The following is a 25,358-nucleotide window of genomic DNA, read 5'->3' as shown; positions in this document are numbered from 1 at the left end:
GCTGCGATGGTCGACAGATCTTGGAGGTCCGCCGTCTAATGCATACCTTTGAGTGGGATGAGGACAAGAATGCGGCGAATATCGCCAAGCATGGGATAAGCTTTGAGGAGGCGATAACGATCTTCGAAGGCCCTGTCGTTTCGGCAGAAGACTATGGGGCGTATGACGAGATCCGGGAGCGGAGCTTCGGTCTCCTCAATGGGATAGTGGTAATCTGCGTCATACACACGGACAGAGGCCAAGCCATACGACTGATAAGCGCTCGCAAAGCGACCAAGCAAGAACGGAAACATTTCGATGCCTATCTCAAAAGAGCGACTAGCTGAAATAGCGGCGATCGCCGAAGAGGAGATCGACACTTCGGACATCTCCGAAGCAGGCGAGGCATTCTTCGCGAGGGCCAGACTTGTGATGCCAGGTGGCGTTAGGCCTGCAGGAGCGGATGCCCACGTTGTTGGCAGCCCGGTTCCTGCCGTGTCGGTCACGTACGCCCGCAATGGGCGTTCTACCAGGTCTAACGAGCTCGGCATGCGCCCGATGCAGGAGCGCGCTTATGAGCGGCGGGGCGAGCAATACCTTCTTATCAAGTCGCCGCCCGCCTCAGGCAAGAGCCGCGCGCTCATGTTTATCGCCCTCGACAAGTTGCACAACCAAGGGCTCAAGCAGGCGATTATCGTGGTGCCCGAAAAGTCGATCGGAGCGAGCTTCAACGACGAACCGCTGACCAAATTTGGCTTTTGGGCGGACTGGATCGTCGCCCCGAGATGGAACCTTTGTAACTCGCCCGGTACAGACGGCGGCAAGGTCAATTCCGTCGGCGCTTTCCTTGCGGGCGACGACAAGGTGCTGGTCTGCACCCACTCGACATTCCGCTTTGCTGTGGACAGATTTGGGGTCGAAGCGTTCGACGACCGGCTGATCGCGGTGGACGAGTTCCATCACGTTTCGGCCAGCCCTGACAATAGGCTCGGCCTGCATCTCGGCCAGTTCATTGGCCGCAACCGCGTGCATCTGTTGGCGATGACCGGTTCCTATTTTCGGGGCGACGCCGAAGCCGTGCTGGCCCCGCAGGATGAAGCCAAATTTGATACCGTTACCTACACCTACTATGAACAGCTCAACGGCTACGAGTATTTGAAGCAGCTCGACATAGGATATTTCTTCTATTCCGGCTCCTATGCCGACGACATCCTGAAGGTGCTCAACCCGGCCGAAAAGACAATCGTCCACATTCCGAGTGTCAATTCCCGCGAAAGCACCAAGGATAAGGTCAGGGAGGTCGAGCACATAATCGAGGAGCTTGGGGACTGGCAGGGGAGCGACCCCGTGACGGGGTTCCAGTTAGTCAAAACACCGAGTGGTCGCGTGCTCAGGATCGCCGATCTTGTAGATGACGATGCATCCAGGCGCGACCGGGTTTCCGCCGCGCTGAAAGACTCGACACAGAAGAATAACCGCGACCATGTCGATATCATCATCGCGCTCGGCATGGCTAAGGAAGGGTTCGACTGGATCTGGTGCGAACATGCCCTGACGGTCGGCTACAGGTCGAGCCTTACAGAGATCGTGCAGATCATCGGCCGTGCGACCCGCGATGCGCCAGGTAAGGCACGCGCGCGCTTCAGCAATCTGATCGCAGCGCCGGACGCTTCTGATGAAGCCGTGAACGAGGCAGTCAATGACACGCTGAAAGCGATCGCGGCCAGCCTCTTGATGGAGCAGGTTCTGGCGCCCCGTTTCAACTTCACGCCGAAGAATCCGAACGGCGTCCCGGTCGAAGGCTTCGACTATGGGGAGGAAGGCTACGGTCGCGAGAAATGCAATGTCGGCTTCAACCACGAGACGGGGCAGTTCCAGATCGAAATTAAAGGTTTGGCTGAACCCAAGAGCAAAGAGGCGGCACGCATCTGTCGGGAAGATTTGAACGAGGTGATTGCAGCCTTCGTTCAAGACAAGACTGCCATTACGCGGGGCCTGTTCGATGATGAGTTGGTGCCCGAGGAATTGACGCAAGTCCGCCTGGGCAAGATCATCAAGGACAAATATCCCGAACTGGATGATGCGGATCAGGAAGCCGTGCGCCAGCACACCATCGCCGCTCTTAACCTGACGCAGCAAGCGAAGCAAATTGCGCTCGGTGCTGGAAGCTCCGACGGCGAACCGAGCGCCAACACCGCTCTTATCGACGGCGTGCGCAAGTTTGCCATGGATGTCCGGGAATTGGATATCGACCTTATCGACCGGATCAACCCATTCGGCGAGGCTTACGCGATCCTCGCTAAGGCCATGAGTGAGGCTAGCTTGAAAGAGGTCGCAGCCGCAATCGCCGCCAAACACACCACTCTGACACCGGAGGAGGCGAAGGATCTGGCCATCCGCGCGGTCAAATTCAAGAAAGAGCGAGGGCGTCTTCCCTCGATCAGCTCGACTGACGCTTGGGAGAAGCGGATGGCCGAAGGCGCCGCCGCCTTTGTACGCTTCAAGGACGAGGGCCGTTATGAGTGACCTCGACCTGGACGAACTGCGCGCCGAACTCGACGACTTCGCCCAGCCTCAGAAGAAGAATGGTCGCTCCCCGCGCGAGGAGCGCATCATCGCAGGATTCGAAGAGATACAGCGCTTTGTCGAAAAGCACGGTCATCCGCCGTTTCATACCGAAGACCGGGATATTTTCGAGCGGCTATATGCGGTGCGACTGGACCGACTTTCCGCGCTTGAAGAATGCAGATCGCTGCTCTCCTCTCTAGATCACCAAGGCCTTCTCCAACCGGCCAGCGCCGCAGGCGGCTTTGCGGAACCAGTCAATGATGATGAGTTGCTCGCGGAACTGGCCGGCGCGGCTGGCGCGGCTGAGATCACCGAGCTTCGGTACGTCCGTACGAGCGCTGAGAAGCGTGCGGCCGAGGAAATTGCCAACCGCGAACCCTGCTTGGATTTTGAGACTTTCAAACAGCTGTTCGCCGCTGTTCAGCGCGATCTCGACATGGGCGCTAGGACTCCCCGCCCGTTCGTGCGGGATGCAGGGTTCCTGAAAGCGGACATCATGGAAGGACAGTTCTTCATTCTCGGCGGTCAGATTGCCTATGTCGCCGAGGTCGGTGAGACCTTCAGAGCGCCAAACGGTGAGTATGACGCTCGCCTTCGCGTCATCTATTCCAACGGAACGGAGAGCAACTTACTTCGCCGATCACTCCAACGTGCCCTCTACAAGGATGAGACCGGAAGGCGCATCACCGATCCGGCGGCTGGTCCGCTGTTTGCCGGTGAAAGCGAAGATGGCGACCAAGCCAGCGGTATAATTTACGTGCTACGCAGCAAGTCTGACCACCCCACTGTGGCAGCAAACCGCGATGTCTTGCATAAGATCGGCGTGACCGGCGGCGATATCACTAGGCGCTTGGCGATCGCGAAGCTCGACCCGACTTTCTTGATGGCCGATGTGGAGATCGTCGCTACCTATGAACTATACAACATTAACCGCACCCGGCTCGAACACCTCATCCATCGTATTTTCGACGCGGCGCGGCTCGACATCGAGATCAAAGATCGATTTGGGCATCCCACGATCCCGCGGGAATGGTTCCTCGTGCCCCTGTTTGTCGTAGATGAGGCTGTCGGCCGGATCAGGGACGGGACAATTACCGACTACAGATACGACCCCAAGGTCGCAGCATTGGTGCGCGAATAAGGAAGAAACCTGGGTCGGCCGAAGTTGACTGGATATTGCAGATGGCTGCCGTCTCCTGAAAACCGTTCAGCCTGCCTTCACCGCCCGCACACTCTCCCGTTCCACCAGCGGGCACTCCAGCTTCGTAATCGGATACCGCCCTCGCCCAGGCGCCGCTGGCGCTTCCAGCTGCTCGATCGCCCATTGGCCCATCGCCATGTGCGGCAGGATCGAGGTCGTCAGCGGCGGGAACAAATGCCTAGCGATTTCCTCGTCGTCGTAGCCGACGACGGAAATATCCGCAGGAATGTGCAGGCCGGCTTCCTTCAGCGCTTCGTAGCAGCCGATCGCGGTGCGGTCGTTCTGGCAGAAGATGGCGGTGGGCCTATCCCTGAGCGCCAGGAGCTTGACGGTCGCGGCGTAGCCGGCGCTGGCCGACCAGTCGCCCTCGACCACCAGGTCGGGATCGAACGGGATGTCGGCGGTGGCGAGCGCGCGGCGGTAGCCTTTCAGCCGGTCCTGTGCGGCCTGCATCCACGGCTCGCCGGTGATGGTGGCGATGCGGCGGTGGCCGTGGCTGATCAGGTGGCGGGTCGAGCTCTGGCCGCCGGCGATCTCGCTCGGCACCACGGCAGGGAAGGCGTAGTCGGCCGTATAGCAGTTGAGCAGGATCACCGGGATGTCGAGGCCGTAGAGATAATCGGGCGCAGTGATCTCGCGGGTGAAGATGGTCATGTAGATCAGCGCCGAAATGCCCCGCTTGGTCAGTGCCGAAATGGCGCGCGGCTCCATGACGGCATCGCCCAGCGTCTGCGCCACCAGAAGCACGTTGCCGGCGTTCCAAGAGGCCTGGCGCGCGCCCTCGATGGCGACCACGGCTTCCGGGCTGGTGGCGAGCTGGTCGACGGCGAAGCCGATCACCCCGTCCAGCCCTTCGAAGGCGGGCCCCCCGAAGGCAGGCAACGTCGGGTGGAGGGCTGAGAAGGCGGGCGCGGTGTAGCCGAGCGTGCGCGCGGTTTCGATCACCCGTTCGCGGGTCTGCTGCGACAGCTTGATCCCTGGCGAATTGTTGAGCACGAAGGAGACGGTCGCCTGCGAGCAGCCGGCCGCCCTGGCGATATCGATCATGGTGACGCGGCCTTTGGCGCCCTTGGCCGGCGCCTTGCGCCGCCTCGCCGTGTCGCTGGCCCGATCCGTCGTCTCGCTCATGGCAAATCCCAGTCTGGCTGGCCGGTCAGGCCGGCAAGATGGCGTGACGCTGTCGATGCATAGAGATAACGTCCAGGCCGTTTATAACTATTAGTATGCAGGAGGTCCATCCGCCGTGGATCTCCATACAAGCCAAAACTCAAAGGGCGAAAGGCTTGGGCGGTGGGCCAGCGGTGACCACGGCTCGGCGGCGGGCGCACTGCGAAACCCCGGCACTGGCTCGGAACTAATACTGTTTACTAATACAAAAATGCGCTGTACCGTCAATCCGTCGCGTCCGGCCGGTCACGTCCGGGGCGGCGGGAGAGTGCGAAAAATGGCCCGGTGGCGAGCGGAACCTACCTCCGCAAGCCTTGTCTCGGATATGTGATATGTCAGACAAATCGGACTATTTACGAACGAAGGATGAGTCTCTAAGGTCCATGATCGTGGCTGGAACGACGCCATTCTTTCGGTGCCGGGAACCCCTTTGAGGAGGAGGGCGTCCACGCTGCAAACGGCAAATCAGGTCAGTGCAAGATCGGCCGGTCCAACGACTGAGCCAAACGGGAGGTTGAACATGAAATCCTTGATACGCAATGCATCCGTAGCCGCGACCGCGCTGCTGCTTGGCCTGTCGGCCACGGCCATCGCGCGCGCCCAAGACAAGCCGACGCTGGCCTTCGTCGTCAACGGCGCTTCCGATTTCTGGAAGGCCGCCGAAGCCGGCGTCAAGAAGGCGCAGGGCGAGCTGCCCGACTATACGCTCGAGCTAAAATATCCCGAGCAGTCCTCGGTCGCCATCCAGCAGCGGCTGATGGACGATCTGGTGACCGCCGGCGTCAAGGGCATCATGGTCTCGGCCGTCGATCCCAAGACCTCGACCGACGGGTTGAACAAGATCGCTTCGGAAACGGCGCTGTTCACCACCGACTCGGACGCACCGCAGACCAAGCGCGTCGCCTATATCGGCTCGTCCAATGTCGACGCCGGCAAGCAGGCGGCCGAAATCGCCAAGAAGGCGATGCCCAATGGCGGCAAATGCCTCGGCTTCGTCGGCCTGCTCGGCGCCGACAATGCCAAGGAGCGCATCCAGGGCATGAAGGACGGTCTCGCCGGCACCAAGATCGAGCTGATCGACGTGCGCGGCGACGACATCGACCAGGCGCGCGCCAAGAAGAACGTCGAGGACGCGCTGGTCGCCAGCCCCGACGTCACCTGCATGGTCGGCTTCTACTCCTACAACACGCCGCGCATCTATGAAGCGCTGCGCGATGCCGGCAAGCTCGGCTCGATCACCGTCGTCGGCTTCGATGACGATCCGATCACGCTGGGCGGCGTCAAGGAAGGCACCGTTGCCGCCACCGTCGTGCAGCAGCCCTTCGAATGGGCCTATCAGGGCATGAAGCTGATGGCGGCCTATCTCAAGGGCGACAAGTCGGGCATCCCGGAAGGCAACCTCATCATCATCCCGACCAAGATCATCGGCAAGGATGACGTCGACGCCTACGCCGCCAATCTGAAGGCGATGTCTGGAAACTAAGACTTGAAGCAGTTCAGCCGGCTCAACTTCGCTTGGGCCGGCTGCTCGCATTGACGAACCGCGCGCGGATCGTCAGTCTGAAGATGGACCAAAAACGGCCCGCCGGCTGCTGTCAGGCATGATGAACTATTCCGACACATCCATCGCAGCAACTACGCCGTTCCTCAGCCTCGAGAACGTGCGCAAGACCTATCCCGGCGTCGTCGCGCTCGATGGCTTCTCAATGGAGGTCAGGCCGGGCGAGGTCATCGGCCTCGTCGGCGAAAACGGCGCCGGCAAATCGACCTTGATGAAGATCCTCGGCGGCGTCACCACGCCCGACAGCGGCACCATCACCGTCGACGGCACCGCGCATGACAGGCTCTCCGTCGAGGCCAGCCTGGGTTCGGGCATCGCCTTCGTCCACCAGGAACTCAACCTGTTCGAAAATCTCGACGTCGCCGCCAACATCTTCTTCGGCCGCGAGCCGTTGCGCGCCGGGCCGCTGAAACTCGTCGACCGCGCCAGGCTGCGCACCATGGTGGCGCCGCTGTTGAAGCGCGTCGGCGCCAATTTTTCCGCCGACACGCCGGTTGCGACCCTGTCGCTGGCCCAGCAGCAGATGGTCGAGATCGCCAAGGCGCTGTCGATCGAGGCGCGGCTGGTCATCCTCGACGAGCCGACATCGAGCCTGCCGCTCGCCGAGACCGACAAATTGCTCGACGTCATCAAGGCGCTGAAGGCGGACGGCATCAGCGTCATCTTCATTTCGCACCGCCTGCACGAGGTCGAGCGCGTCGCCGACCGCGTCGTCGTGCTGCGCGACGGCATGCTGGCCGGTACGCTGGGCAAGCATGACATCGGCCACGACCAGATGGTCAAGCTGATGATTGGCCGCATGCTGAAGGAGCGCGAAAAGGCCTCGGAAGCGGCGCGGGCGCCCGGCGCCGTAGCGCTTGCGGCCAAAGCCATCCGCACACCGGCCTATCCCGGCCGGCCGGTCGACCTCGACGTCAGGCGCGGCGAAATCCTCGGTCTTGCCGGCCTTGTCGGTTCCGGCCGCACCGAACTGGCGCGGGTGTTCTTCGGCATCGACTCGAAGCTCGGCGGCGCGCTCGAGCTCGACGGCAAGCCGCTCGCGCTGGCGTCCGCGGCCGACGCCGTCGCGCACGGCATCTTCCTGGTGCCGGAAGACCGCAAGCTCACCGGCATCCTGCTCGACCTGTCGATCGCGCAGAATATTTCGCTGCCCAATCTGCCCGCGCATGCGCGCCGCTCGCTGGTGTCCTCAAGCGCCGAGACCGCCACCGCCGAGAAGCAGAAGAAAGATCTCGGCATCAAGACGCCTTCGGTGCAGACGCGCACCGGCACGCTGTCGGGCGGCAACCAGCAGAAGGTCGTGCTCGGCAAGTGGCTGGCCATGAACCCGAAAGTGATGATCCTCGACGAGCCGACGCGCGGCATCGACATCGGCGCCAAGGCGGAAATCTATGGCCTGATGCGCGCATTGGCCGATGCCGGCGTCGCCGTGCTGATGATCTCGTCGGACATGGAAGAGGTGATCGGCGTGTCCGACCGCATCGCCGTCATGCATGAGGGCCAGATCTCCGGCATTCTCGACAAGGACCGGTTCAGCCAGGAAAATGTGCTGCTGCTGGCGGTGGGCAAGCAGCCGAAATAGTTCTTGCCACGGGCCGCGCAAACGCGATCCGCTCAGGCAGGCATTGGGGAGAAGACGATGAGCAAGAAAGATCTCGGCCTGCTGATCCTGATCCTGGTGGTCGGGGCGATCGTGGCGATCATCAATCCGCGCTTCCTGCTGCCGATCAACCTCGCCAACACCTCCAACCTGATCGGCCTGTTCGGCATCCTGTCGATCGGCCAGGCCTTCGTCATCATCACCGGCGGCATCGAATTGTCGGTCGGCTCGGTGGTCGCGCTGCTGGGAACGCTGTTCATCGACTTCATCGCCGTGCGTGGCATGGAATGGCCGCTGGCCTTCGTGCTCATCCTGGTGCTTGGCGCCATCATCGGCCTGGCGCATGGCTGGCTGATCACAAGGCTCAAGCTGCAGCCCTTCGTCGTCACCCTGTGCGGCCTGTTGATCTATCGCGGCGTCGCCCGCTTCTACACCGCCGACGGCACGGCGGGTTTTGCCTTCGGCCAGAATTTCCCCGACCTCGAATTCCTGACCGCCGGGCGCTCTTATGGCGTGCCGAACAGCTTCATCGCCCTGATCGTCATCTCGATCGTCATGTGGGTGGTGCTGCACCGCTCGGTGTTCGGCCGCTACCTCTACGCCATCGGCAAGAACGAGGAGGCGGCGAAATATTCCGGGATCCGCACCGGCCGCGTCGTCATCGCCGCCTACGTCATCTGCGGCGTGCTGACGGCGCTGTCGGCGATCTATTTCGCCATGTACACGCGCTCGATCTCACCGGCCAGCCACGGCCAGTTCTACGAACTCTACGCCATCGCCGCAGCCGTGCTCGGCGGCTTTTCGCTGCGCGGCGGCGAAGGTTCGCTGATCGGCGTCATCCTCGGCACCGTGCTGCTGCAGGAGCTGCAGAACCTCGTCAACCTGCTCGGCATCCCGTCCTCGCTCAACTTCGCGGTGATGGGCGGCGTCATCCTCATCGGCGTGCTGGTCGACCAGCAATGGGGCGTGTTCCGGGAACGGCGGCTGATGGTCGACGCCACCCGCAAAAGCGCCGCCGGCGCGGCCGCGGAATAAGCGCCTCGCGGCGAATGGCGGCGATGGCTGCAATTCCCGAACCATTGACGCTCAGGGCCGGCGCGCTTGAGGTCGCACTGGTGCCGCGTATCGGCGGCAGCGTGAGCGCGCTGCGCTGGCGCGGCATCGATCTCATGCGCCGGATTTCCGATGACGATCGTGAAGCGGGCAACGTGCTTGGCGTCGCCATGTTCCCGATGATGCCCTACGCCAACCGCATCGCCGGAAACACCTTCGAGTTTCGAGCGAAGCGCTGGCGGGTCCAGCCCAACAATCCGCCCGAAACCATCAACGTGCATGGCAGCGGCTGGAAACACCCCTGGACTGTCACTGAGACGGGCGACGCCCAGGCAACGCTGTCGCTGGATATCGCAGCCGGCCTCGAACCCTACTCCTATCACGCGACGCAGGCTTTCGTGCTGTCCGAAGAAGGCCTCGACGTGACCATGACACTGACCAACATGGGGCCGGTTTCCATGCCGTTTGGTTTCGGCCTGCATCCTTGGTTCGACCGCGACCCGGACGTCACGCTGCAATTCAAGGCCGCGCGGTTCTATCTGGAGGAACCGCAAGGCATCGCCGGCGATCCGATAGCGCTTGCGCCCGAACTCGACTTCGCCGAGAGCCGGCCTTTACCCGCCGGCTGGCGCAACAATGATTATGGCGGCTGGACGGGTGAGGCGACGCTTCGCTTTCCGGCGCGCGGCGCGGGTTTGCGCATCAAGGCCGATCCGATCTTCAAGCACCTGATGCTGTACGCCGACCCGGCCAAGCCTTATTTTTGCGTCGAACCGCAGACCATGGCCTCCGGTGCTTTCAACCGGGGCGGATGGAGCGATCCGGACGAGGGCGCCATCGTGCTCGCCCCAGGTGAAAGTTCGGCCGGCACGGTGTCGCTGATGCCCTTTGCGCTTGGGGCTTAAAGCGCCCATCGCGTGAACGAGGCGTCAGGAGCCGACGATCTAGATCAGGCCCGACATGTCGGAAAAAGCCATCGCCTTGCGCAGCACCTCGGCGAAGCGTTCGCCGGCCGCTTCGCGCGGGCCGCTGTTGTCGATCGAGGTGACGCCGGGCCCGGACAGAGTGACATTGGCGCTGCGCGCCAGCCGCGCCAGCACTTCGCCGCGTGACTCGCGGCCGCGCATCGCCAGACGCTCGGCCAGCACTTCAGGCGAGGCGGTGATCTCGACGATAGCCAGATTGGCATAGCGTTCGCGCAAGGAGGCGATGATCGCGCGCGACACATTGGCGACAGCGACACGGCCATTGGCAACGGACCAGTCGACATCGGCGGGGATGCCGTAGCGCAAGCCGTGCGCTTCCCAGGAGATGGCGAAGGCGCCATCGGCTTCGGCCTCGACGAAGGCGGCATCGGCCAGCGTGTCGTGGTCCTCGCTGGCGACATCGCTCGGCCGCGTGATGACGCGGCGGACGAACTCCAGCCTTGTCTCATCGGCAAAGCGGGCGCGGGCGTAGCCGATCACTGTGTCCTTGCCGGCGCCGCTAGGGCCGACGACGGCGACGAAAACGCCATCGCGGATCGGAAACGTCTCGGCCGACAATTCCCGCTCGATCGACGCCGACACCATCATGCGACCCGGCTTCCCTGCCGCCACACGGTGCGCACGACCGGGACATGGTCGTCGACGCGCACCCGCACCAGGTCGGCGCGGCGGCCCTGTCCGATGACGCCGCGATCGGTCAGGCCAATCGCATCGGCCGGGTTTTTCGAGACCATGGCGACGGCCTGCGGCAGGGAAATGCCTTCGACGACATCGCCGAGGAAGAACGCCGACTGGATCAGGCTGAAGGGAATGTAGTCGGACGACAAGATGTCGAGCAAGCCGTCGCTGGCCAGGGTACGGGCCGAGACATTGCCCGAATGCGAGGCGCCGCGCATAACGTTGGGCGCGCCCATCAGCACGCCCATCCCGGCCTCTTTCGAGGCCCTGGCGGCCTCTTCCGTGGTCGGGAATTCGGCGACGCGCACGCCCTGCTCGATCGCCTCGTCGACATGGCCTGACGTGGCGTCGTCGTGGCTGGCCAGCACGATGCCGCGCTCCTGGCAGGCGGCTGATATCACCGCCCGGTTCGGCGCCGAATTGCGCGCCGATTCGGCCATCCGCTTTTCGCAGAACAGCTTGAAGTCGCGATCGGTCAGCTTCAGCTTGCGCTGGTAATAGTAGGCATAGGTCTCGAGATCGACGAACTGGCGCTGGCCTGGCGCATGGTCCATCAACGACGCCAGCTTGATCCGCTCGTCGCCGTCGAAATTGGCGAAAGCCCTGAGGCAGTCCGGTGCCGAAACCTCGCAGCGCAGATGGATGAAATGGTCGGCGCGCAGACGGTCCTGCTTCACACTGTCCTCGATCGCGTCGGCCAGCTTGCGGATGTCGGCCGATGTCAGGTCGGCGTCTTCGTCCATGCCGACGCGCAAGGCGTCGAGCACGGTGGTGATGCCGGCGGTCGCCACCTGCGCGTCATGGGCGAGCACGGCGGCGATCGGATTCCAGCGCACCTTGGGCCGCGGCGCGTAGTGGCCTTCGAGATGGTCGGTGTGCAATTCGACCAGCCCGGGAATGATATAGTCGCCGCCCATGTCCTCGCCGATGCGGCTGATGCCGGATTCGATGCCGGCGATAAAGCCGTCGCGCAGCACCAGCGAACCTTCGACGATCTCGTCGGCAAGCACGATGCGGGCATTGTGGAGAACAGTCTCGGCGGTCATTTCAGGCAGTCCTTCAGGCGGTTTTTCTGGCCGGGCGGCGCCCGAGCGCGTGACGCGAGAGCACCATGAACGGTGCACCCGGTTCGGTTTCGACAAACAAGGTCAGCGCATCCACCAGCACCTTCTGTTGCAGCACTTCCGCGAACAGGCTGTCGATCGCTGCGCGCAAACGAGGGCTTTCCTGTGACCCCGCCCGGCCCGACAGCGTCATGTGGAAGCGAAAGGTTTCGAAGACATAGGGGTAACCCCATTGGCAGAGATTGCGGAACTCGGCCGGCTTCAGCGAATCCGGGCTGCGCCGCTCGATTTCCGCTTCGCTCAGCGGTGCGCGAAACCGGTCGAAATCGCGCACCACGTCATCGGCGAACCGGTTGAGCGCAGGCACTGGCCCTTCCGGCACCAATGCGAAGAAGCCGTCGATCTGGCTGACGACGAGACGCGGGATGGTAACCACCGGCGTCACCTCGGCGAATTGGTCGAGTGCGGCGCGCAGCGAGGCTTCCGTCTCGTCGGCAGCCAGGCGGAAGGGGGCTTTCAGCGTTGCGTGAAAGCCATAGCGGCGCGCCGAAGCGGTGTGGAAAGCGACTTCCGCCGCCGACAGGTCTGCCACCGCTTCGACCGGCCTCGTCGCGGCGCCGAACGGGTCGCGGCCCAGCCAGTCGGCGGCGATCCGCGCCAGTGGCTCGTCCTGCCGGGGGGTGAAATAGAGGGCGTAGCGCATGGAAAGTCCTTGTCAGCTTCGCTGCCATAGGTGATTTCCATGACGAATTGACGAAGCCTTGCTGGCTTTTCAGGTAACAAAACGCTGCGGCGGGGTCATTAGCCGACGATTTTTTCGTGCTGGACCAGGGAGCGAGTGCTCACGCAGCGACCGATCAGGCCTTCATCAACCACTCGTGCTCGGGCGCGTTGTGGAATTTCCACGTCCGCTTCGGTCCGGCCATGACGTTGAGATAATAGAGGTCGTAGCCGTGGCAGGCGGCGCAGGGGTGATAGCCCCCGGGCACCAGCACGACATCGCCATCCTCGATCGCCATCGCTTCGTCGAGCGCGCGATGGCCATTCTTGTCGGCATCGGTGTAAACGCGCTGGAAGGCAAAGCCCTGCGGCGGGTTGAGACGGTGATAGTAGGTTTCCTCGAGATAGGATTCGGCGGGCAGATTGTCCTGGTCGTGCTTGTGCGGCGGATAGCTCGACGTGTGGCCGCCGGGCGTGATGACCTCGACCACCAGCAGCGAATCGGCCGGCTCGCCTTCCGGCAGGATGTTGGTGACGTAGCGCGTGTTGGTGCCCTTGCCGCGCACCTCCTGGCCGAGGTCGTCCGGCGCGATCACCCGCACCGGCAGACCGCCGCCAAGGCCCGGCGCCGAGCAGACCGCGAGTTCCAGTCCGGTGTCCGCTGTCACCGACCAGTCCGAACCCTCAGGCACATACACCGACCACGGCTTGCCCTCGAAGGGCGACATGCGCTCGCCGAGCAGGCCGAGCTCCTTGCCGCCGGCTGACGCCTTGCCCTTGCCGGTGACGAACACCAGGCAGACTTCACGATCCTCCGTCTTGCCGGAGACGCTCTCGCCCGGCTTCAGCCGATGCAGGTCGAAACCGACATAGGTCCAGCCGGCGCCTTTCGGCGTTACATGGGCGACGCGGCCATGGCCCTTGTCGGCTTTGACGAGCAGCTTCGACATTTTTGTCTCCTATTCCGTTGGCTTGAAGGACTCCGTGAAGCCAAGCCGCCTGTTTGAAAGGGCCATCGCAAATCTTCGGCCGGCGCCCTTCCAACTTCGTCATCCTAGGGCGAAGCAGGAGCGAAGCTCCGTCGCGGAGACCCTAGGATGACGAAACGAGAAGCACTGCAAGCTAGTCGCCAACGCATGCGATCAGTTACTCCTTCGGCTCGGGCTCGACCGAAGGCTTCGCCTCGTCAGCAGGCTTGTAGAGATAAAAAAACTGCCAGACGGCGTAGCCGGCGAAGCCGAGCGCGATCATGCCCCAGAACGGCGTGCCGGTGGCGAACTCGATGATCGACCAGATGACGCAGACCGCGACGATGGCGGCACGCCGCCACAAAGGCCGGAAGAAGGGGTGTTCGGAATCTTTCATCGGGCCAATCTACAGCAATCGGCCCCGCCGGGAACCCGTCGCACCAGCCATTGGGAAACTAGACATTTGGAAAGCCTTGCGTCTCGACCGTGTAGCCGGCGGCGGTCATGACGCGCATCAATTCCTTGTAGCCAACCTGCGCCATCCTGAGCGGCGGGTTCTTCTTCGGGTCCTGCTCGGCCTCGACGACGAACCAGCCCTCATAGCCATGGTCGGCGAAGCGCTGCACGATGGCGCCGAAATCCAGCGAACCGTCGCCCGGCACGGTGAAGGCGCCGAGCGCCACCGCGTCGAGGAAGGATTGTTTGGTGCGATCGAGCCTGTCGATCACCTCCATGCGAACGTCCTTCACATGCACATGGCTGATGCGGGTGTGATGGTTGTCGATGGCACGCAGCACGTCGCCGCCGGCGAATGCCAGATGTCCGGCATCGAGCAGCAGCGGAATGCCGGCTCCGGAATAGCGCATGAAGGCATCGAGTTCCGGCTCGGTCTCGACCACCGCCGCCATGTGGTGGTGGTAGGACAGCGGCATGCCCTGTTCGGCGCACCATTCGCCAAATTCGGTCAGGCGTTTCGCGTAGGCCTTCATCTCGTCATCCGACAGCTTCGGCTTGGTCGCCAACGGCTTCGAGCGGTCGCCCTGGATCGAGCGGCCGACTTCGCCATAAACGATGCAAGGTGCATTCACCGCCTTGAACAGGTCGATCATCGGCTGGATGCGATCCTTGTTGTCGGCCATCTCCCCATCGACCAGCGTGCCGGAGAACCAGCCACCGCATAGCGTGACGTCGGCTGCCTTCAGGATCGGCAGCATGATTTCGGGATCATTGGGAAAACGCCGGCCCATCTCCATGCCGGTGAAGCCGGCCGAGCGCGACTGGCGCAGGCATTCTTCCAGCGACACATCATCGCTGAGTTCCGCAAGATCGTCGTTCCACCACGCAATGGGGGACATGCCCAGTTTGGCTTTCAAGTCGTCACTCCGGTTTAGAACAGTTATCCTTTGGTTGCCGCCGCCCCTCATCCGCCTGCCGGCACCTTCTCCCCGTATAGTGACGGGGAGAAGGGGTCTAGCCGCGACCTCGGCGTCTTTCTTGCGACGGCGGTGATTGGCGAAACCGGTGGTGACAGCGTCCCTCTCCCCGTCCCTATACGGGGAGAGGATGCCGGCAGGCAGGTGAGGGGCAGCGCCGACCTCAATCACCCACACTCTGCATCTTCCGCTTTTCGTCATACGCCTTGCGCGCCGCGTTGACCTGCGGCCTTGCCGACACTTCCGGCACCGCCACGTCCCACCAATGGCCGCCGGCATCTGTGGAAACCAGCGGGTCGGTGTCGATGACGAGCACCGTGGTGCGCGTATTCTTCTTGGCTTGTGCCAGCGCGTTTTCCAGCCCGGCGATCGACGGCACTTTCTCGGCGATCGCCCCCATGCTCGCCGCATGCGCGGCAAAGTCGATGTCGGGCAGGACCTCGTGGCGCGAGTCCTTCAGCAGATTGTTGAAGTTCGCGCCGCCGGTCGCCATCTGCAGCCGGTTGATGCAGCCATAGCCTCTGTTGTCGAGCAGCACGATAGTGAGCTTGAGGCCGAGCATCACCGAGGTGGCGATTTCGGAGTTCATCATCAGGTAGGAGCCGTCGCCGATCATGACGACGATCTCCTCGCCGGGCTTCGCCATCTTGGCTCCGAGCCCGCCGGCGATCTCGTAGCCCATGGTCGAGAAGCCATATTCGCCATGATACGATCCGGGCGCGCCCGCCTGCCAAAGTTTGTGCAATTCGCCCGGCAACCCGCCGGAGGCATTCAGCAGCGTCACACCGGAGCCCATGGCGCGCTGCACGGCGCCGATCACCTGCGCGTCGGACGGGTAGGCGGCATTGGTCGACGCGGTCACCTTGGCCGCCTCGGCCTGCCAGGCCTTCTTGCCGGTGGCCGCATTGGCGGTCCAGCTTGCCGGCGCCTTCCAGCCTTTCAGATCCGCGCCGAGTTCCGCCAGGCCCTCGGCCGCATCGGCGACCAGTGGCAGCGCCCGGTGCTTGCCGGCGTCGAAGGGCTGCACGTTGAGCCCGATGATGGTCTTGCCGGAATTCTTGAACAGCGCCCACGAGCCGGTGGTGAAGTCCTGCAGGCGCGTGCCGATGGCCAGCACGACATCGGCTTCCTCAGCCAGCCGATTGGCGGCAGAAGTGCCGGTGACGCCGACCGCCGCCATGTTGAGCGGATGATCGTCCGGCAACGAGGATTTGCCGCCTTGCGTCTCGCAGACCGGGATGCCGGCGCTCTCGGCGAATTTCGCCAGTTCGTCCGACGCCTGCGAATAGAGGACACCGCCGCCGGCGATCACCAGCGGCTTTTTTGCGCCCTTCAGCGCCGCTACCGCAGCGGCAAGCTCATGGCGATCCGGGCGCGGCCGGCGCTGGTGCCAGACCCTCTCGGCAAAGAAACTCTCGGGGTAGTCGTAGGCCTCGGCCTGCACGTCCTGGCACAGAGACAGCGTCACCGGGCCGCATTCGGCCGGATCGGTCAGCACAGCCATGGCGCGGCTGAGCGCCGGGATGATCTGCTCCGGCCGGGTGATGCGGTCGAAATAGCGTGAAACCGGACGGAAGCAGTCATTGACCGTCGCCGTGCCGTCGGAGAAATCCTCGGCCTGCTGCAGCACCGGGTCTGGGATGCGGTTGGCGAAGACGTCGCCCGGCAAAAACAGGACGGGCAACCTGTTTACATGGGCGAGCGCCGCCGCCGTCACCATGTTGAGCGCGCCGGGGCCGATCGAAGAGGTCGCGGCCATGAAGCGGCGGCGGAAATTGGCCTTGGCGTAGGCAATCGCCGCATGCGCCATCGCCTGTTCATTGTGGGCGCGGAAGGTCGGCAGTTCGTCGCGCAGCTGATAAAGCGCCTCGCCGATGCCAGCGACATTGCCGTGGCCGAAGATCGCCCAGACGCCGCCGAAGATCGGGACTTTGCTCCCGTCGATCTCGGTCATCTGGCGGCTGAGGAAGCGGGTCAGCGCCTGCGCCATCGTCAGGCGGATTGTCTTGCTCATGGTGTTTTCCTCCGCAGTCCTATTCCGCGCCTTCTTATGCCGCCTTGCGGCCGCGCGCGGCAAGCCACGCATCCGTCAACTGTTCGAAGCGCTGCGCCATATCGGCGATCGCCTCGTCATCCGACATCTTGCCGGCCAGCCATTGCTCGGCCGCATGGACGAAGATGGTGCGGCCGACGGCAAAGCCCTTGACGATCGGCGCCTTGGCGGTGGCGGCGAACGCCGCTTCCAGCTCGTCCTGCGGCGCTTCCAGGCCCAGCAGCACGACGCCGCGGCACCAGGGGTCGTGCTTCAGGATGACGGCCTCGATCTTCGCCCAGGCGCCGCTCGACGCCTGCGGCTCGAGCTTCCACCAGTCCGGCTTGATGCCGAGCGCATAGAGTTCCTCCAACGCGCGCGGGATCGTCGTGTCGTCGAGCTTGCCATGTTTGCCGGCAATGATCTCGATGAGAAGTTCCCTGCCGACCTTCCGCGCGCCTTCGAACAGGGCGCGCAACTTCTGCTGCTGTTCTTCCTTCAGCGCCGCCGGATCGTCGGGGTGATAGAAACACAGGCATTTGATGCAGTGGTCGACCGGCCATTCGACAAGCTGCGAGCCGATGTCCTGCGAGAATTCGAAGCGCAGCGGCCGCGAGCCCGGCAACTCCACCGGCCGCCCGAGCCAGGCGAAGGAATGCCTGGCGAATTCGAACATTGCCTTGCGGCCGTGTTTCTCGTCGATCAGCATGCCGTAGCCGTCGCGGCCGGCGGCGACCTTCGCAGCGGCCTTGACCGCCAGCACCTTGAATTCTTCGATCCGTGCCGGATCGGCGCTGGCCTTCGCCGCCACATCCTCGAGCTGCACGCGGTGGTCGCAGGCGAGCGCCATCAGCGAGGGGATGTCGCGCCGGCGCGTCGTCGCCCAATGGATGTGGTTGATCGCCTCGTCCTTGCGCAAGGCGAGATGCTTGCTGCCGTGTTTGAGGAAGAACCGCAGTTCTTCGAAGGTCGGATATTCCGGCGCGCAGAGCAGCCGCGACACGGCGAAGGCGCCGCAGGCATTGGCCCAGGTCGCCGCTGTCGCATGGTCTTCGCCACCCAGCCAGCCGCGCAGGAAACCGGACATGAAGGCGTCGCCGGCGCCCAGCACATTGTAGATCTCGATCGGGAATCCCTTGCCGACGACGCCGTCCTCGAGATCGTCGCTGATCGGTCCGTCATAGACGATGCAGCCCATGGCGCCGCGCTTCAGGACGATGGTGGCGGACGACAGCGAGCGGATCGTCTTCAAGGCGCTCAGGCAATCGTCGGCGCCCGACGCGATCATGATCTCTTCCTCGGTGCCGACGATGAGGTCGCAATCGGGTAGCACCGTCTTCAACTGCGCCGAGACCCGGTCCGATTTCACATAGCGCTCGAACCCTTCGGCATGGCCGGCAAGGCCCCACAGGTTCGGCCGGTAGTCGATGTCGAACACCACCTTGCCGCCCTTGGCCTTCATGATGCGGATCGCCTTGCGCTGCGCGGCATCGCTGTTGGGCCTGGAAAAATGCGTGCCGGTAACGACGATCGAGCGCGCCGAGGCGATGAAGGCCTCATCGATGTCTTCCGGCGCCAGCGCCATGTCGGCGCAGTCCGAGCGGTAGAAGATCATCGGCGAAACGCCTTCGTCCTCGACCGACAGCAGCACCAAGGCGGTCAGCCGCTCCTTGTCGGTCTTCAGCCCGTCGACATTGACGCCTTCACGCGTCAGCTGCTCGCGGATGAAGCGGCCCATCTGCTCGTCGCCGACGCGGGTGAGCAACGCCGAGTGCAGGCCGAGCCTGGCGGTGCCGACCGCGATGTTGGCCGGGCAGCCACCGACCGACTTGGCGAAGGAGGTGATGTCCTCCAGCCGCGAGCCGATCTGCTGCCCATAAAGGTCCACGGAAGCGCGACCGATGGTGATGACGTCGAGCGGCGCGTATTCAGCGTCCACGGCTTCGCTCATTGGAACCTCCCGTCGGCCTTGTTGTGTTGGGGTACACGCGCGAGCGGCAGCGTGGCGCCGGGAATATGAAATAATAATTCCAATCCATAGTCAATATGGAATGAGCGTTCCTTTCATGAAAAGTACCTTTTCGGCGGTGGATCAGCCCTTGCGCTTGCGGCCCGTGTCGCGTCGCTTCTCGCCGACGCCGACGGTCAGCGCCATGGCCAGCGCCATCGTCGCCGACAGCGAGCGGAAGCCGGCGAAATCGGCCTCGGCAACCTCGAACCAGACCTTGGCGAACTGGGCGAGCGGCGAAAACGAGCTGTCGGTGATGGCGACGATCGGCACGCCCTGTTCCGAAATACTGCGCGCCTCCTCAATCGTGGCCGGCGCGTAGGGCGAGAAGGAGATGGCGATGACGGCATCCGCCGGCGTGGCGAAGCCGATCATCTCGGCATTCAGCCCGGCCGCCGATTCGATCAGCTGGTTGCGGATCTTCAGCTTGCCCAGCGCATAGGCGATGTAGGACGCCACCGGATACGAGCGGCGCTTGGCCAGAACGTAGATGGTTTCCGCCTTCGCCAGCAGGGAAATGGCCTCTTCCAGATGCGCGTCGTCCAGCGTGCGCGAAATGTCGTTGAGCGAGGTCGAGGCGGCGGCGACGAAGCCGTCGAAGATCGCCCGGTGGCCGGCACCCCCCTCTGCCTTGGCGCGCAACGCCTGCAGCCTTTCGTCATAAGATGAGTTGCGCTCGCGCAGCCGTTCGCGAAACACCTGCTGCAGGCTGGTGAAACCATCGAAGCCAAGCTGCTGGGCAAATCGGATCAGGGTCGAAGGCTGCACGCCGGCCGAAGCGGCGATGCTGGCGGCGGTGCCGAAGGCGATGTCGTCGGGATTGTCGAGCGCATGGGCAGCGATCTGGGCGATGCGCTTCGGCAGGCTTTCGCGCCGCTCCAGGATGGTGGTGCGCAGCGTCTCGAAATCGCGAGGTACCCGTTCGTCCATCGTCGCTCTGTCCAGGCTCATGCGTGAAGCGTCCTCTGTGCACCATCATAGCGAGCCTGCGCAAGAACACCATAAAAAATGAGGCAGACATTCCATTCCAGGGAAAAATGGACTAATTCATCCACGCAGCGCTTCAAGCAGTGGAGAAACGGAAAATGGTCGGCGTCGGTCTCATCGGTACGGGTTTCATGGGCAAGTGTCACGCCATCGCATGGAGTGCCGTCGGCGCCGTCTTTCCCGACGTTGCCAAGCCACGGCTGGTCCATCTCGGCGAGGTCAATGAAGAGCTCGCCCGGCGCAAGGCGGGCGAGTTCGGGTTCGCCAAGGCGTCGGGCGACTGGCGTGCCGTCGTCAACGATCCCGAAGTCGATATCGTCTCGCTGACCACGCCCAACCAGTTCCATCCGGAAATGGCCATCGCCATCCTCGAAGCCGGCAAGCATCTGTGGTGCGAAAAGCCGATGGCGCCGAGCTTTGCCGAGGCCGAGGCGATGGCGGCGGCGGCGAGAAAGTCCGGCAAGGTCGCGGCGCTTGGCTACAACTACATCCAGAGCCCGGCCATCCGCCACATCGGCGCGTTGCTCGACGAGAAGATCATCGGCGAGGTCAACCATCTGCGCATCGAGATGGACGAGGACTTCATGGCCGATCCCGAAGCGCTGTTCTTCTGGAAGCACGAAGCAGCTTCAGGCTATGGCGCGCTCGACGATTTCGCCGTGCATCCGCTGTCGCTGGTCTCAGCCCTGTTCGGCCGCGTCGCCAGTGTCATCTGCGACATGGCCAAACCCTATGCCGACCGCAAGCTGGCCAGCGGCGGCCGTCGCGCGGTCGAAACCTACGACATCGCCAGCGTGCTGATGCATCTGGAAAATGGCATTGCCGGCACGCTGCTGGTCAACCGCTCGGCCTGGGGCCGCAAGGGCCGCATCGCCGTCCAGATCTTCGGCTCTAAAGGGTCGATCCTGTTCGACCAGGAGCGATCGAACGAATTCCAGCTCTATCTCACATCAGACCGTCCGACCGAACAGGGCTACCGCACCATCCTGGTGGCGCCGCACCACAAGCCCTATGACCTCTTCGTGCCGGCTCCCGGCCATGGCCTCGGCTTCAACGACCTCAAGATCATCGAATGCCACGAATTGCTGACGCGGCTTGCCGGCAAGCCGGCGCGGCTCATCGAGTTTGCCGAAGGGCTGGAGATCGAGCGCACCGTCCACGCAATGGCGCGCTCGTTTGAGGAAAAGCGCTGGGTCGATGTGAGGTAAGGCGGCGGCTCACCTTCTCCCCTTGCGGGAGAAGGTGAGCTCGCGAAGCGAGGTCGGATGAGGGGTGCTCCAGGGAACACCAACGTCTCACTCCGCTGGAACACCCCTCATCCGTCTCGGCGCTGCGCGCCGATCCACCTTTTCCCACAAGGGGGAGAAGGGAAATCGCGTCAGTCGCCAACCGCCGCATTGATCTCCCAACCGCTCACCCAGACCTGCCGCAACCGGTCGCCTTCGCCCTTGAAGCGCAGCCCCGTCTCCTGGCAATCCTCGATCCGGTCGCTGCGGAAATTGCGGATCGCCTGGCGCAGCTCGCACCAGGCGACGATGTTGGCGGTTTCGGCGTAGTAGATGAGCGCGATCGGGCGAATGAGACGCTCGGAGGCGCGGCCCATCTCGTCGCGATAAGAGAGATCGAGCTTCTCCTCGTCGCGGATGGCGCGGCGCACCAGCGCCAGATCGATCGCGCCGGTCGAAGGCGCGGCGAACCCCCATGCATGCAGCGCATTGGCGTCGAATGCCTGCCGCAAGGGTGGCGGCACCGCGCCGGCGATCTTGGCGCTGACGCGCTTGGCCGCCTGCTTGAGCTCGCTGTCTCCGGTGCGCTCCAGCAGCGCCAGCGACAGGACGATCGCCTCCATCTCCTCGATCGAGAACATCAGCGGCGGCAGGTCGAAGCCGGGGCGCAGGATATAGCCGATGCCGCGGCCCCCTTCGATCGGAACGCGCATCGCCTGCAACGCTGCGATGTCGCGATAGATCGAGCGCACCGTCACTTCCAGCCGCTCGGCAATCGTTGCCGCCGTCACCGGCTGCCGCGCCAGCCGCACGATCTGGATGATCTCGAACAGGCGTGACGCCTTGCGCATTTTTTACCCCAGGTTGCGCGCCCAACTGACACAGCATTGTCAGTTGGGCTGACCTATAGGAGCGCCTATCGAATTGAAAATCAACAGGTTCCGCTGCGGTTTGGCGGAGCGAGGCGGCAGGCAACTGACATGGGCTATGCGGAAAATCTCTGGCTTTTCTTTATCCTGCTGTTCGGCATCATCGCCGTTCCGGGCATGGACATGCTCTTCGTGCTCGCCAATGCACTGACCGGCGGGCGCGACAGGGCTCTCGCCGCGACCGGCGGCATCATCGTCGGCGGCATGGTGCACACGCTGAACGGCGCCATCGGCGTCGGCCTGCTGATGCATTTCGTGCCGATCCTGTTCAGGCCGCTGCTGCTTGCCGGCGCCGCCTACATGGCCTTTATCGGCATCACGCTGATGCGCAGTTCCATCACTGTCGGCCAGGACGGACCCACCGGCAGCCGTTCCGCATGGAAGGCTTTTCGCCAGGGTTTTGTGACCTGCCTGATCAACCCGAAGGCATACCTGTTCGTGCTTGCCGTCTACCCGCAGTTCCTGAAACCGGACTACGGTCCGATCTGGATGCAGGCGACGATCATGGGGCTGCTGACCGTGGTGACGCAGGCTGCGATCTATGGCGGGCTGGCGATCACGGCCGGCCGCAGCCGCTACCTTCTGATCGCCAATCCGCGGGCCACCATTTTTGCCGGCCGGGCGGCCGGACTGCTGCTCTTTGCCGTGTCGGTGTTTACCGCATGGGAAGGACTGAGAGCGGCGTAGGGATTTCTTGCGAAGAAGACCCCCACCCCTAACCCCTCCCCACAAGGGGGAGGGAGACTCCCGCCGGCGCTGACAATGGCAAACTGCCGAGGCTTTCAGACGTCAAGATTCGAGTAGGAGTGCGCGGCAGCGTTCCCTCCCCCTTGTGGGGAGGGTTAGGGTGGGGGTCGTGCCGGGCAAAGGCCGGCAATAGTGGCTCAAGCGGCTCCCTGCCGGTTGTCGATCATGGCGCGGCGTGCCGAGCGGCGCCACTCGACGGCGCCGGCAAGGCCGTGCAGCACCGTCTCGGTGGTCGCCCAGTCGATGCAGCCATCGGTGATGCTCTGGCCATAGAGCAGCCGCTTGCCCGGCACCACGTCCTGCCGGCCGGCGACGAGATTGCTCTCGATCATCAGGCCGATGATGCGCTCGTCGCCTGCCGCGACCTGGCCGGCGACATCTGCCGCGACCTTGGGCTGGTTCTCGGGCTTCTTGGCCGAGTTGGCGTGGCTGACATCGATCATCAGCCTGGGCGCAATGCCGATGCGGGCGAGTTCCACAGCGGCGGCTTCGACGCTCGCCGCGTCATAGTTGGGCTGAACGCCGCCGCGCAGGATGACGTGGCAGTCCTCATTGCCGGTGGTCGTGGCGATGCCGCTGCGTCCGCCCTTGGTCACCGCCATGAAATGATGCGGCTGGGCGGCCGATTTCACCGCCTCGGCGGCGATGCGCAGATTGCCGTCGGTGCCGTTCTTGAAGCCGACCGGGCAGGAGAGGCCCGAGGCGAGTTCGCGATGGATCTGGCTCTCGGTCGTGCGCGCGCCGATCGCGCCCCAGGCGACCAGGTCGGCAATGTATTGCGGCGTGGTCATGTCGAGGAATTCGGTCGCCGCCGGCAGGCCGAGATTGTTGACGGCCGACAGCACATTGCGCGCCATTCGCAGCCCCTTGTCGATGTTGAAGCTGCCGTCGAGGTCGGGATCGTTGATCAGGCCTTTCCAGCCGACCGTCGTGCGCGGTTTCTCGAAATAGACCCGCATCACGATCTCCAGCCGGTCCGACAGGCTCTCGCGCAGCGCCGCCAGACGGCTGGCATAGTCGACGGCCGCGACCGGATCGTGGATCGAACACGGGCCGACAATGACGAGCAGCCGGTCGTCGGTGCCGTTCAGGATGGCATGGGTTGCGTTGCGCGATGCGCTGACGGTGCGCGTCGCCGTCAAAGTGCGCGGGATCTCCCGCATCACCTCGTCCGGCGTACTCAGTTCTCGGATTTCCTTGACCCGGAGGTCGTCTGTGGTGGTCAACACGGCTTTCTGCTCCTGTCGAGAGCATGATGCCGAAAAGTGTGAAGCGGTTTCGGACGACATCATGCTCCTCTTTGATTTAGAGGGAACCTGCCGGCTGAAACAAAAAAGCCGCCAGGTATGGCGGCTGTTCGGATCTTGTTGCTGCAATCTTCAGATCGAGCGCAATCCTCCCGCCGCCAGCGAGCTCCTAAAGTACCAATATGTGGCGGTCAGGTTGATCATGAGGCTCATATAGTCGATGCGGAGGCGCTTGTCACGTGCCCTGATTGGAGACAATTCGGGATTGGCCGAAGCCTCCCCGCCTTCGTCATCCACGGGCGGAGCAGGAGCGTAGCTCCGTCGCGGAGACCCGAGGATCCATGCCGCGACCTTGACCATAGAGTGCAGCGGAGCAGAATTCTGCACCGTGGCGCGCACTCGGAAGTCGCGGCATGGATCCTCGGGTCTGCGCCGCGTCGCTACGCTCCTTGCTCCGCCCGTGGATGACGAAGTGATGGTGTTTCCGATGCAGACATACGCCGCCGAGCGCTTCATGCAGTCCAGGGATCAAAAAGTTCAATTCCAAAACCTTCGAAATCCTTCGTATTGCGTGTTGCCAAGGTAAGCTCCTGCGCAATCGCCGTGGCTGCGATCAGGCCGTCCATCGACGACAGGCCGCGACCGCTGCGTTTTGCAAGGCCCATCAAGTCGCCCCAGGCCAAGGCAACCGGTTCGTCCACCGGAAGAACCCTCTGCTCGAAGCGCTGCGGCAGGTCCCGAGCAAGCCACTCGGCCAGGGCCTCACGTTTCCGACCCTCATCCATGAGGGCGACTCCGCGCCGGATCTCGGCGATCGACACGACGCTGATGAAGGAGCGGTCCTCATCAAGCCGATCCAGCCAGTTCAGAACGCGTGCGTCCGGCGCCGGTCGTGTCACTTCAGACAGGACATTCGTATCGAGCAGAAGCCTCACAGCGGCAGATCACGCGGTTCATCGCGCTGACGCTCAAGGTTGATATCGGCGCCGCGCAGCGGCGACTCCAGCAGGAACTCCGCAAGCGTACCCTTGCGCGCGGTCTTGCGCTGCCATTCCTCGGCCGAGACGACAACCACGCTTGGTTTGCCGTTTCTGGTGATCGTCTGCGGCGAAGACTGCGCGCGCTCGATAACCTCCGAGAGCCGGGCTTTTGCCCCGGCGACCGTCCAATTGGTATTCTCTTTGGGCGCAGACAGCATTGCGAC

At 63.4% G+C, this 25,358-nt stretch carries 23 protein-coding genes; 9 read left to right on the top strand and 14 right to left on the bottom strand.

Annotated elements, in window-relative coordinates; translation table 11 throughout:
* Positions 1 to 38: 38 nt before the first annotated feature.
* From EJ079_RS05430 to EJ079_RS05420, 3 genes are all read left to right on the top strand, one after another.
* Positions 39 to 326 carry a BrnT family toxin gene (locus EJ079_RS05430; protein WP_127808303.1) on the top strand — a complete coding sequence of 96 codons (288 nt, stop codon included), beginning with the start codon at positions 39 to 41 and terminating at the stop codon, positions 324 to 326.
* 85 nt (positions 327 to 411) lie between these two features.
* Positions 412 to 2,505 (top strand): DEAD/DEAH box helicase, encoded by a 2,094-nt coding sequence (locus EJ079_RS05425; RefSeq protein WP_127811283.1) that lies wholly within the window; start codon positions 412 to 414, stop codon positions 2,503 to 2,505.
* Entirely contained in the window at positions 2,498 to 3,688 is a 1,191-nt protein-coding gene (locus EJ079_RS05420) for a GIY-YIG nuclease family protein (protein WP_127808302.1), read from the top strand. Before EJ079_RS05425 ends, EJ079_RS05420 begins: the two co-directional genes overlap by 8 nt.
* 66 nt (positions 3,689 to 3,754) lie before the next feature.
* Here the strand turns inward: EJ079_RS05420 and EJ079_RS05415 are convergent, their stop codons facing one another.
* Positions 3,755 to 4,876: a LacI family DNA-binding transcriptional regulator gene (locus EJ079_RS05415; RefSeq protein ID WP_164873734.1), complete on the bottom strand. Its 1,122-nt coding sequence runs from the start codon at positions 4,874 to 4,876 to the stop codon at positions 3,755 to 3,757.
* A 559-nt stretch (positions 4,877 to 5,435) separates the two neighbouring features.
* On the opposite strand from EJ079_RS05415, the gene EJ079_RS05405 reads away from it, so the two are divergent.
* The 4 genes from EJ079_RS05405 to EJ079_RS05390 all read left to right on the top strand — a co-directional run bounded on the left by EJ079_RS05405 (position 5,436) and on the right by EJ079_RS05390 (position 10,034).
* On the top strand, positions 5,436 to 6,398 hold the full coding sequence (locus EJ079_RS05405; RefSeq protein ID WP_127808301.1) for a sugar-binding protein: 963 nt from the start codon (positions 5,436 to 5,438) through the stop codon (positions 6,396 to 6,398).
* 121 nt (positions 6,399 to 6,519) lie between these two features.
* On the top strand, positions 6,520 to 8,058 hold the full coding sequence (locus EJ079_RS05400) for a sugar ABC transporter ATP-binding protein (RefSeq protein ID WP_127811281.1): 1,539 nt from the start codon (positions 6,520 to 6,522) through the stop codon (positions 8,056 to 8,058).
* Positions 8,059 to 8,115: 57 nt separating this feature from the next.
* On the top strand, positions 8,116 to 9,111 hold the full coding sequence (locus EJ079_RS05395; RefSeq protein ID WP_027040007.1) for an ABC transporter permease: 996 nt from the start codon (positions 8,116 to 8,118) through the stop codon (positions 9,109 to 9,111).
* Between the two features lie 23 nt (positions 9,112 to 9,134).
* The gene (locus EJ079_RS05390) at positions 9,135 to 10,034 is read left to right on the top strand and encodes an aldose 1-epimerase (protein ID WP_127808300.1); all 900 of its coding nucleotides are present in this window, start codon (positions 9,135 to 9,137) and stop codon (positions 10,032 to 10,034) included.
* A gap of 39 nt (positions 10,035 to 10,073) precedes the next feature.
* On the opposite strand, the gene phnN is transcribed toward EJ079_RS05390, so the two are convergent.
* From phnN to EJ079_RS05345, 9 genes are all read right to left on the bottom strand, one after another.
* The gene (phnN, locus tag EJ079_RS05385; protein ID WP_164873733.1) at positions 10,074 to 10,703 is read right to left on the bottom strand and encodes a phosphonate metabolism protein/1,5-bisphosphokinase (PRPP-forming) PhnN; all 630 of its coding nucleotides are present in this window, start codon (positions 10,701 to 10,703) and stop codon (positions 10,074 to 10,076) included.
* Entirely contained in the window at positions 10,700 to 11,839 is a 1,140-nt protein-coding gene (locus tag EJ079_RS05380; protein ID WP_127808299.1) for an alpha-D-ribose 1-methylphosphonate 5-triphosphate diphosphatase, read from the bottom strand. The genes phnN and EJ079_RS05380 overlap by 4 nt, the downstream gene beginning before the upstream one ends.
* Before the next feature lie 13 nt (positions 11,840 to 11,852).
* Entirely contained in the window at positions 11,853 to 12,560 is a 708-nt protein-coding gene (locus EJ079_RS05375; RefSeq protein ID WP_127808298.1) for a DUF1045 domain-containing protein, read from the bottom strand.
* 154 nt (positions 12,561 to 12,714) lie between these two features.
* A complete protein-coding gene (gene iolB, locus EJ079_RS05370; protein ID WP_127808297.1) occupies positions 12,715 to 13,527 on the bottom strand; it encodes a 5-deoxy-glucuronate isomerase in 813 nt (270 codons plus the stop codon).
* 196 nt (positions 13,528 to 13,723) lie between these two features.
* Positions 13,724 to 13,942 (bottom strand): DUF3329 domain-containing protein, encoded by a 219-nt coding sequence (locus EJ079_RS05365; protein WP_127398902.1) that lies wholly within the window; start codon positions 13,940 to 13,942, stop codon positions 13,724 to 13,726.
* 58 nt (positions 13,943 to 14,000) lie between these two features.
* Complete coding sequence (gene iolE, locus EJ079_RS05360) at positions 14,001 to 14,918, bottom strand: myo-inosose-2 dehydratase (RefSeq protein WP_127808296.1); 918 nt, start codon at positions 14,916 to 14,918, stop codon at positions 14,001 to 14,003.
* Between the two features lie 223 nt (positions 14,919 to 15,141).
* Positions 15,142 to 16,992, bottom strand: a complete 1,851-nt coding sequence (gene iolD, locus EJ079_RS05355; RefSeq protein WP_127808295.1) for a 3D-(3,5/4)-trihydroxycyclohexane-1,2-dione acylhydrolase (decyclizing) — start codon at positions 16,990 to 16,992, stop codon at positions 15,142 to 15,144.
* A 34-nt stretch (positions 16,993 to 17,026) separates the two neighbouring features.
* Positions 17,027 to 18,961 carry a 5-dehydro-2-deoxygluconokinase gene (gene iolC, locus EJ079_RS05350; RefSeq protein WP_127808294.1) on the bottom strand — a complete coding sequence of 645 codons (1,935 nt, stop codon included), beginning with the start codon at positions 18,959 to 18,961 and terminating at the stop codon, positions 17,027 to 17,029.
* A gap of 141 nt (positions 18,962 to 19,102) precedes the next feature.
* A complete protein-coding gene (locus tag EJ079_RS05345) occupies positions 19,103 to 19,948 on the bottom strand; it encodes a MurR/RpiR family transcriptional regulator (RefSeq protein WP_164873922.1) in 846 nt (281 codons plus the stop codon).
* 155 nt (positions 19,949 to 20,103) lie between these two features.
* On the opposite strand from EJ079_RS05345, the gene EJ079_RS05340 reads away from it, so the two are divergent.
* The gene (locus EJ079_RS05340) at positions 20,104 to 21,213 is read left to right on the top strand and encodes a Gfo/Idh/MocA family oxidoreductase (protein WP_127808292.1); all 1,110 of its coding nucleotides are present in this window, start codon (positions 20,104 to 20,106) and stop codon (positions 21,211 to 21,213) included.
* A 170-nt stretch (positions 21,214 to 21,383) separates the two neighbouring features.
* Here the strand turns inward: EJ079_RS05340 and EJ079_RS05335 are convergent, their stop codons facing one another.
* Positions 21,384 to 22,082 carry a YafY family protein gene (locus tag EJ079_RS05335; protein ID WP_127808291.1) on the bottom strand — a complete coding sequence of 233 codons (699 nt, stop codon included), beginning with the start codon at positions 22,080 to 22,082 and terminating at the stop codon, positions 21,384 to 21,386.
* Positions 22,083 to 22,211: 129 nt separating this feature from the next.
* Here EJ079_RS05335 and EJ079_RS05330 point away from each other — a divergent pair, with 129 nt between their 5' ends.
* Complete coding sequence (locus EJ079_RS05330) at positions 22,212 to 22,847, top strand: LysE family translocator (protein ID WP_127808290.1); 636 nt, start codon at positions 22,212 to 22,214, stop codon at positions 22,845 to 22,847.
* A 197-nt stretch (positions 22,848 to 23,044) separates the two neighbouring features.
* On the opposite strand, the gene EJ079_RS05325 is transcribed toward EJ079_RS05330, so the two are convergent.
* From EJ079_RS05325 to EJ079_RS05315, 3 genes are all read right to left on the bottom strand, one after another.
* A complete protein-coding gene (locus EJ079_RS05325; RefSeq protein ID WP_127808289.1) occupies positions 23,045 to 24,136 on the bottom strand; it encodes a 3-deoxy-7-phosphoheptulonate synthase in 1,092 nt (363 codons plus the stop codon).
* A gap of 530 nt (positions 24,137 to 24,666) precedes the next feature.
* The gene (locus EJ079_RS05320) at positions 24,667 to 25,089 is read right to left on the bottom strand and encodes a type II toxin-antitoxin system VapC family toxin (RefSeq protein WP_127808288.1); all 423 of its coding nucleotides are present in this window, start codon (positions 25,087 to 25,089) and stop codon (positions 24,667 to 24,669) included.
* Positions 25,086 to 25,352, bottom strand: coding sequence for a type II toxin-antitoxin system Phd/YefM family antitoxin (locus EJ079_RS05315; RefSeq protein WP_127808287.1), 267 nt, complete (start codon positions 25,350 to 25,352; stop codon positions 25,086 to 25,088). Before EJ079_RS05315 ends, EJ079_RS05320 begins: the two co-directional genes overlap by 4 nt.
* Positions 25,353 to 25,358 lie beyond the last annotated feature (6 nt).

Source organism: Mesorhizobium sp. M7A.F.Ce.TU.012.03.2.1, from assembly GCF_004006095.1.
In the GTDB taxonomy this organism is placed as follows: Bacteria; Pseudomonadota; Alphaproteobacteria; order Rhizobiales; family Rhizobiaceae; genus Mesorhizobium.
Note: the sequence above shows the minus strand (reverse complement) of the source record. Positions and strands in the feature narration are given on the sequence as shown.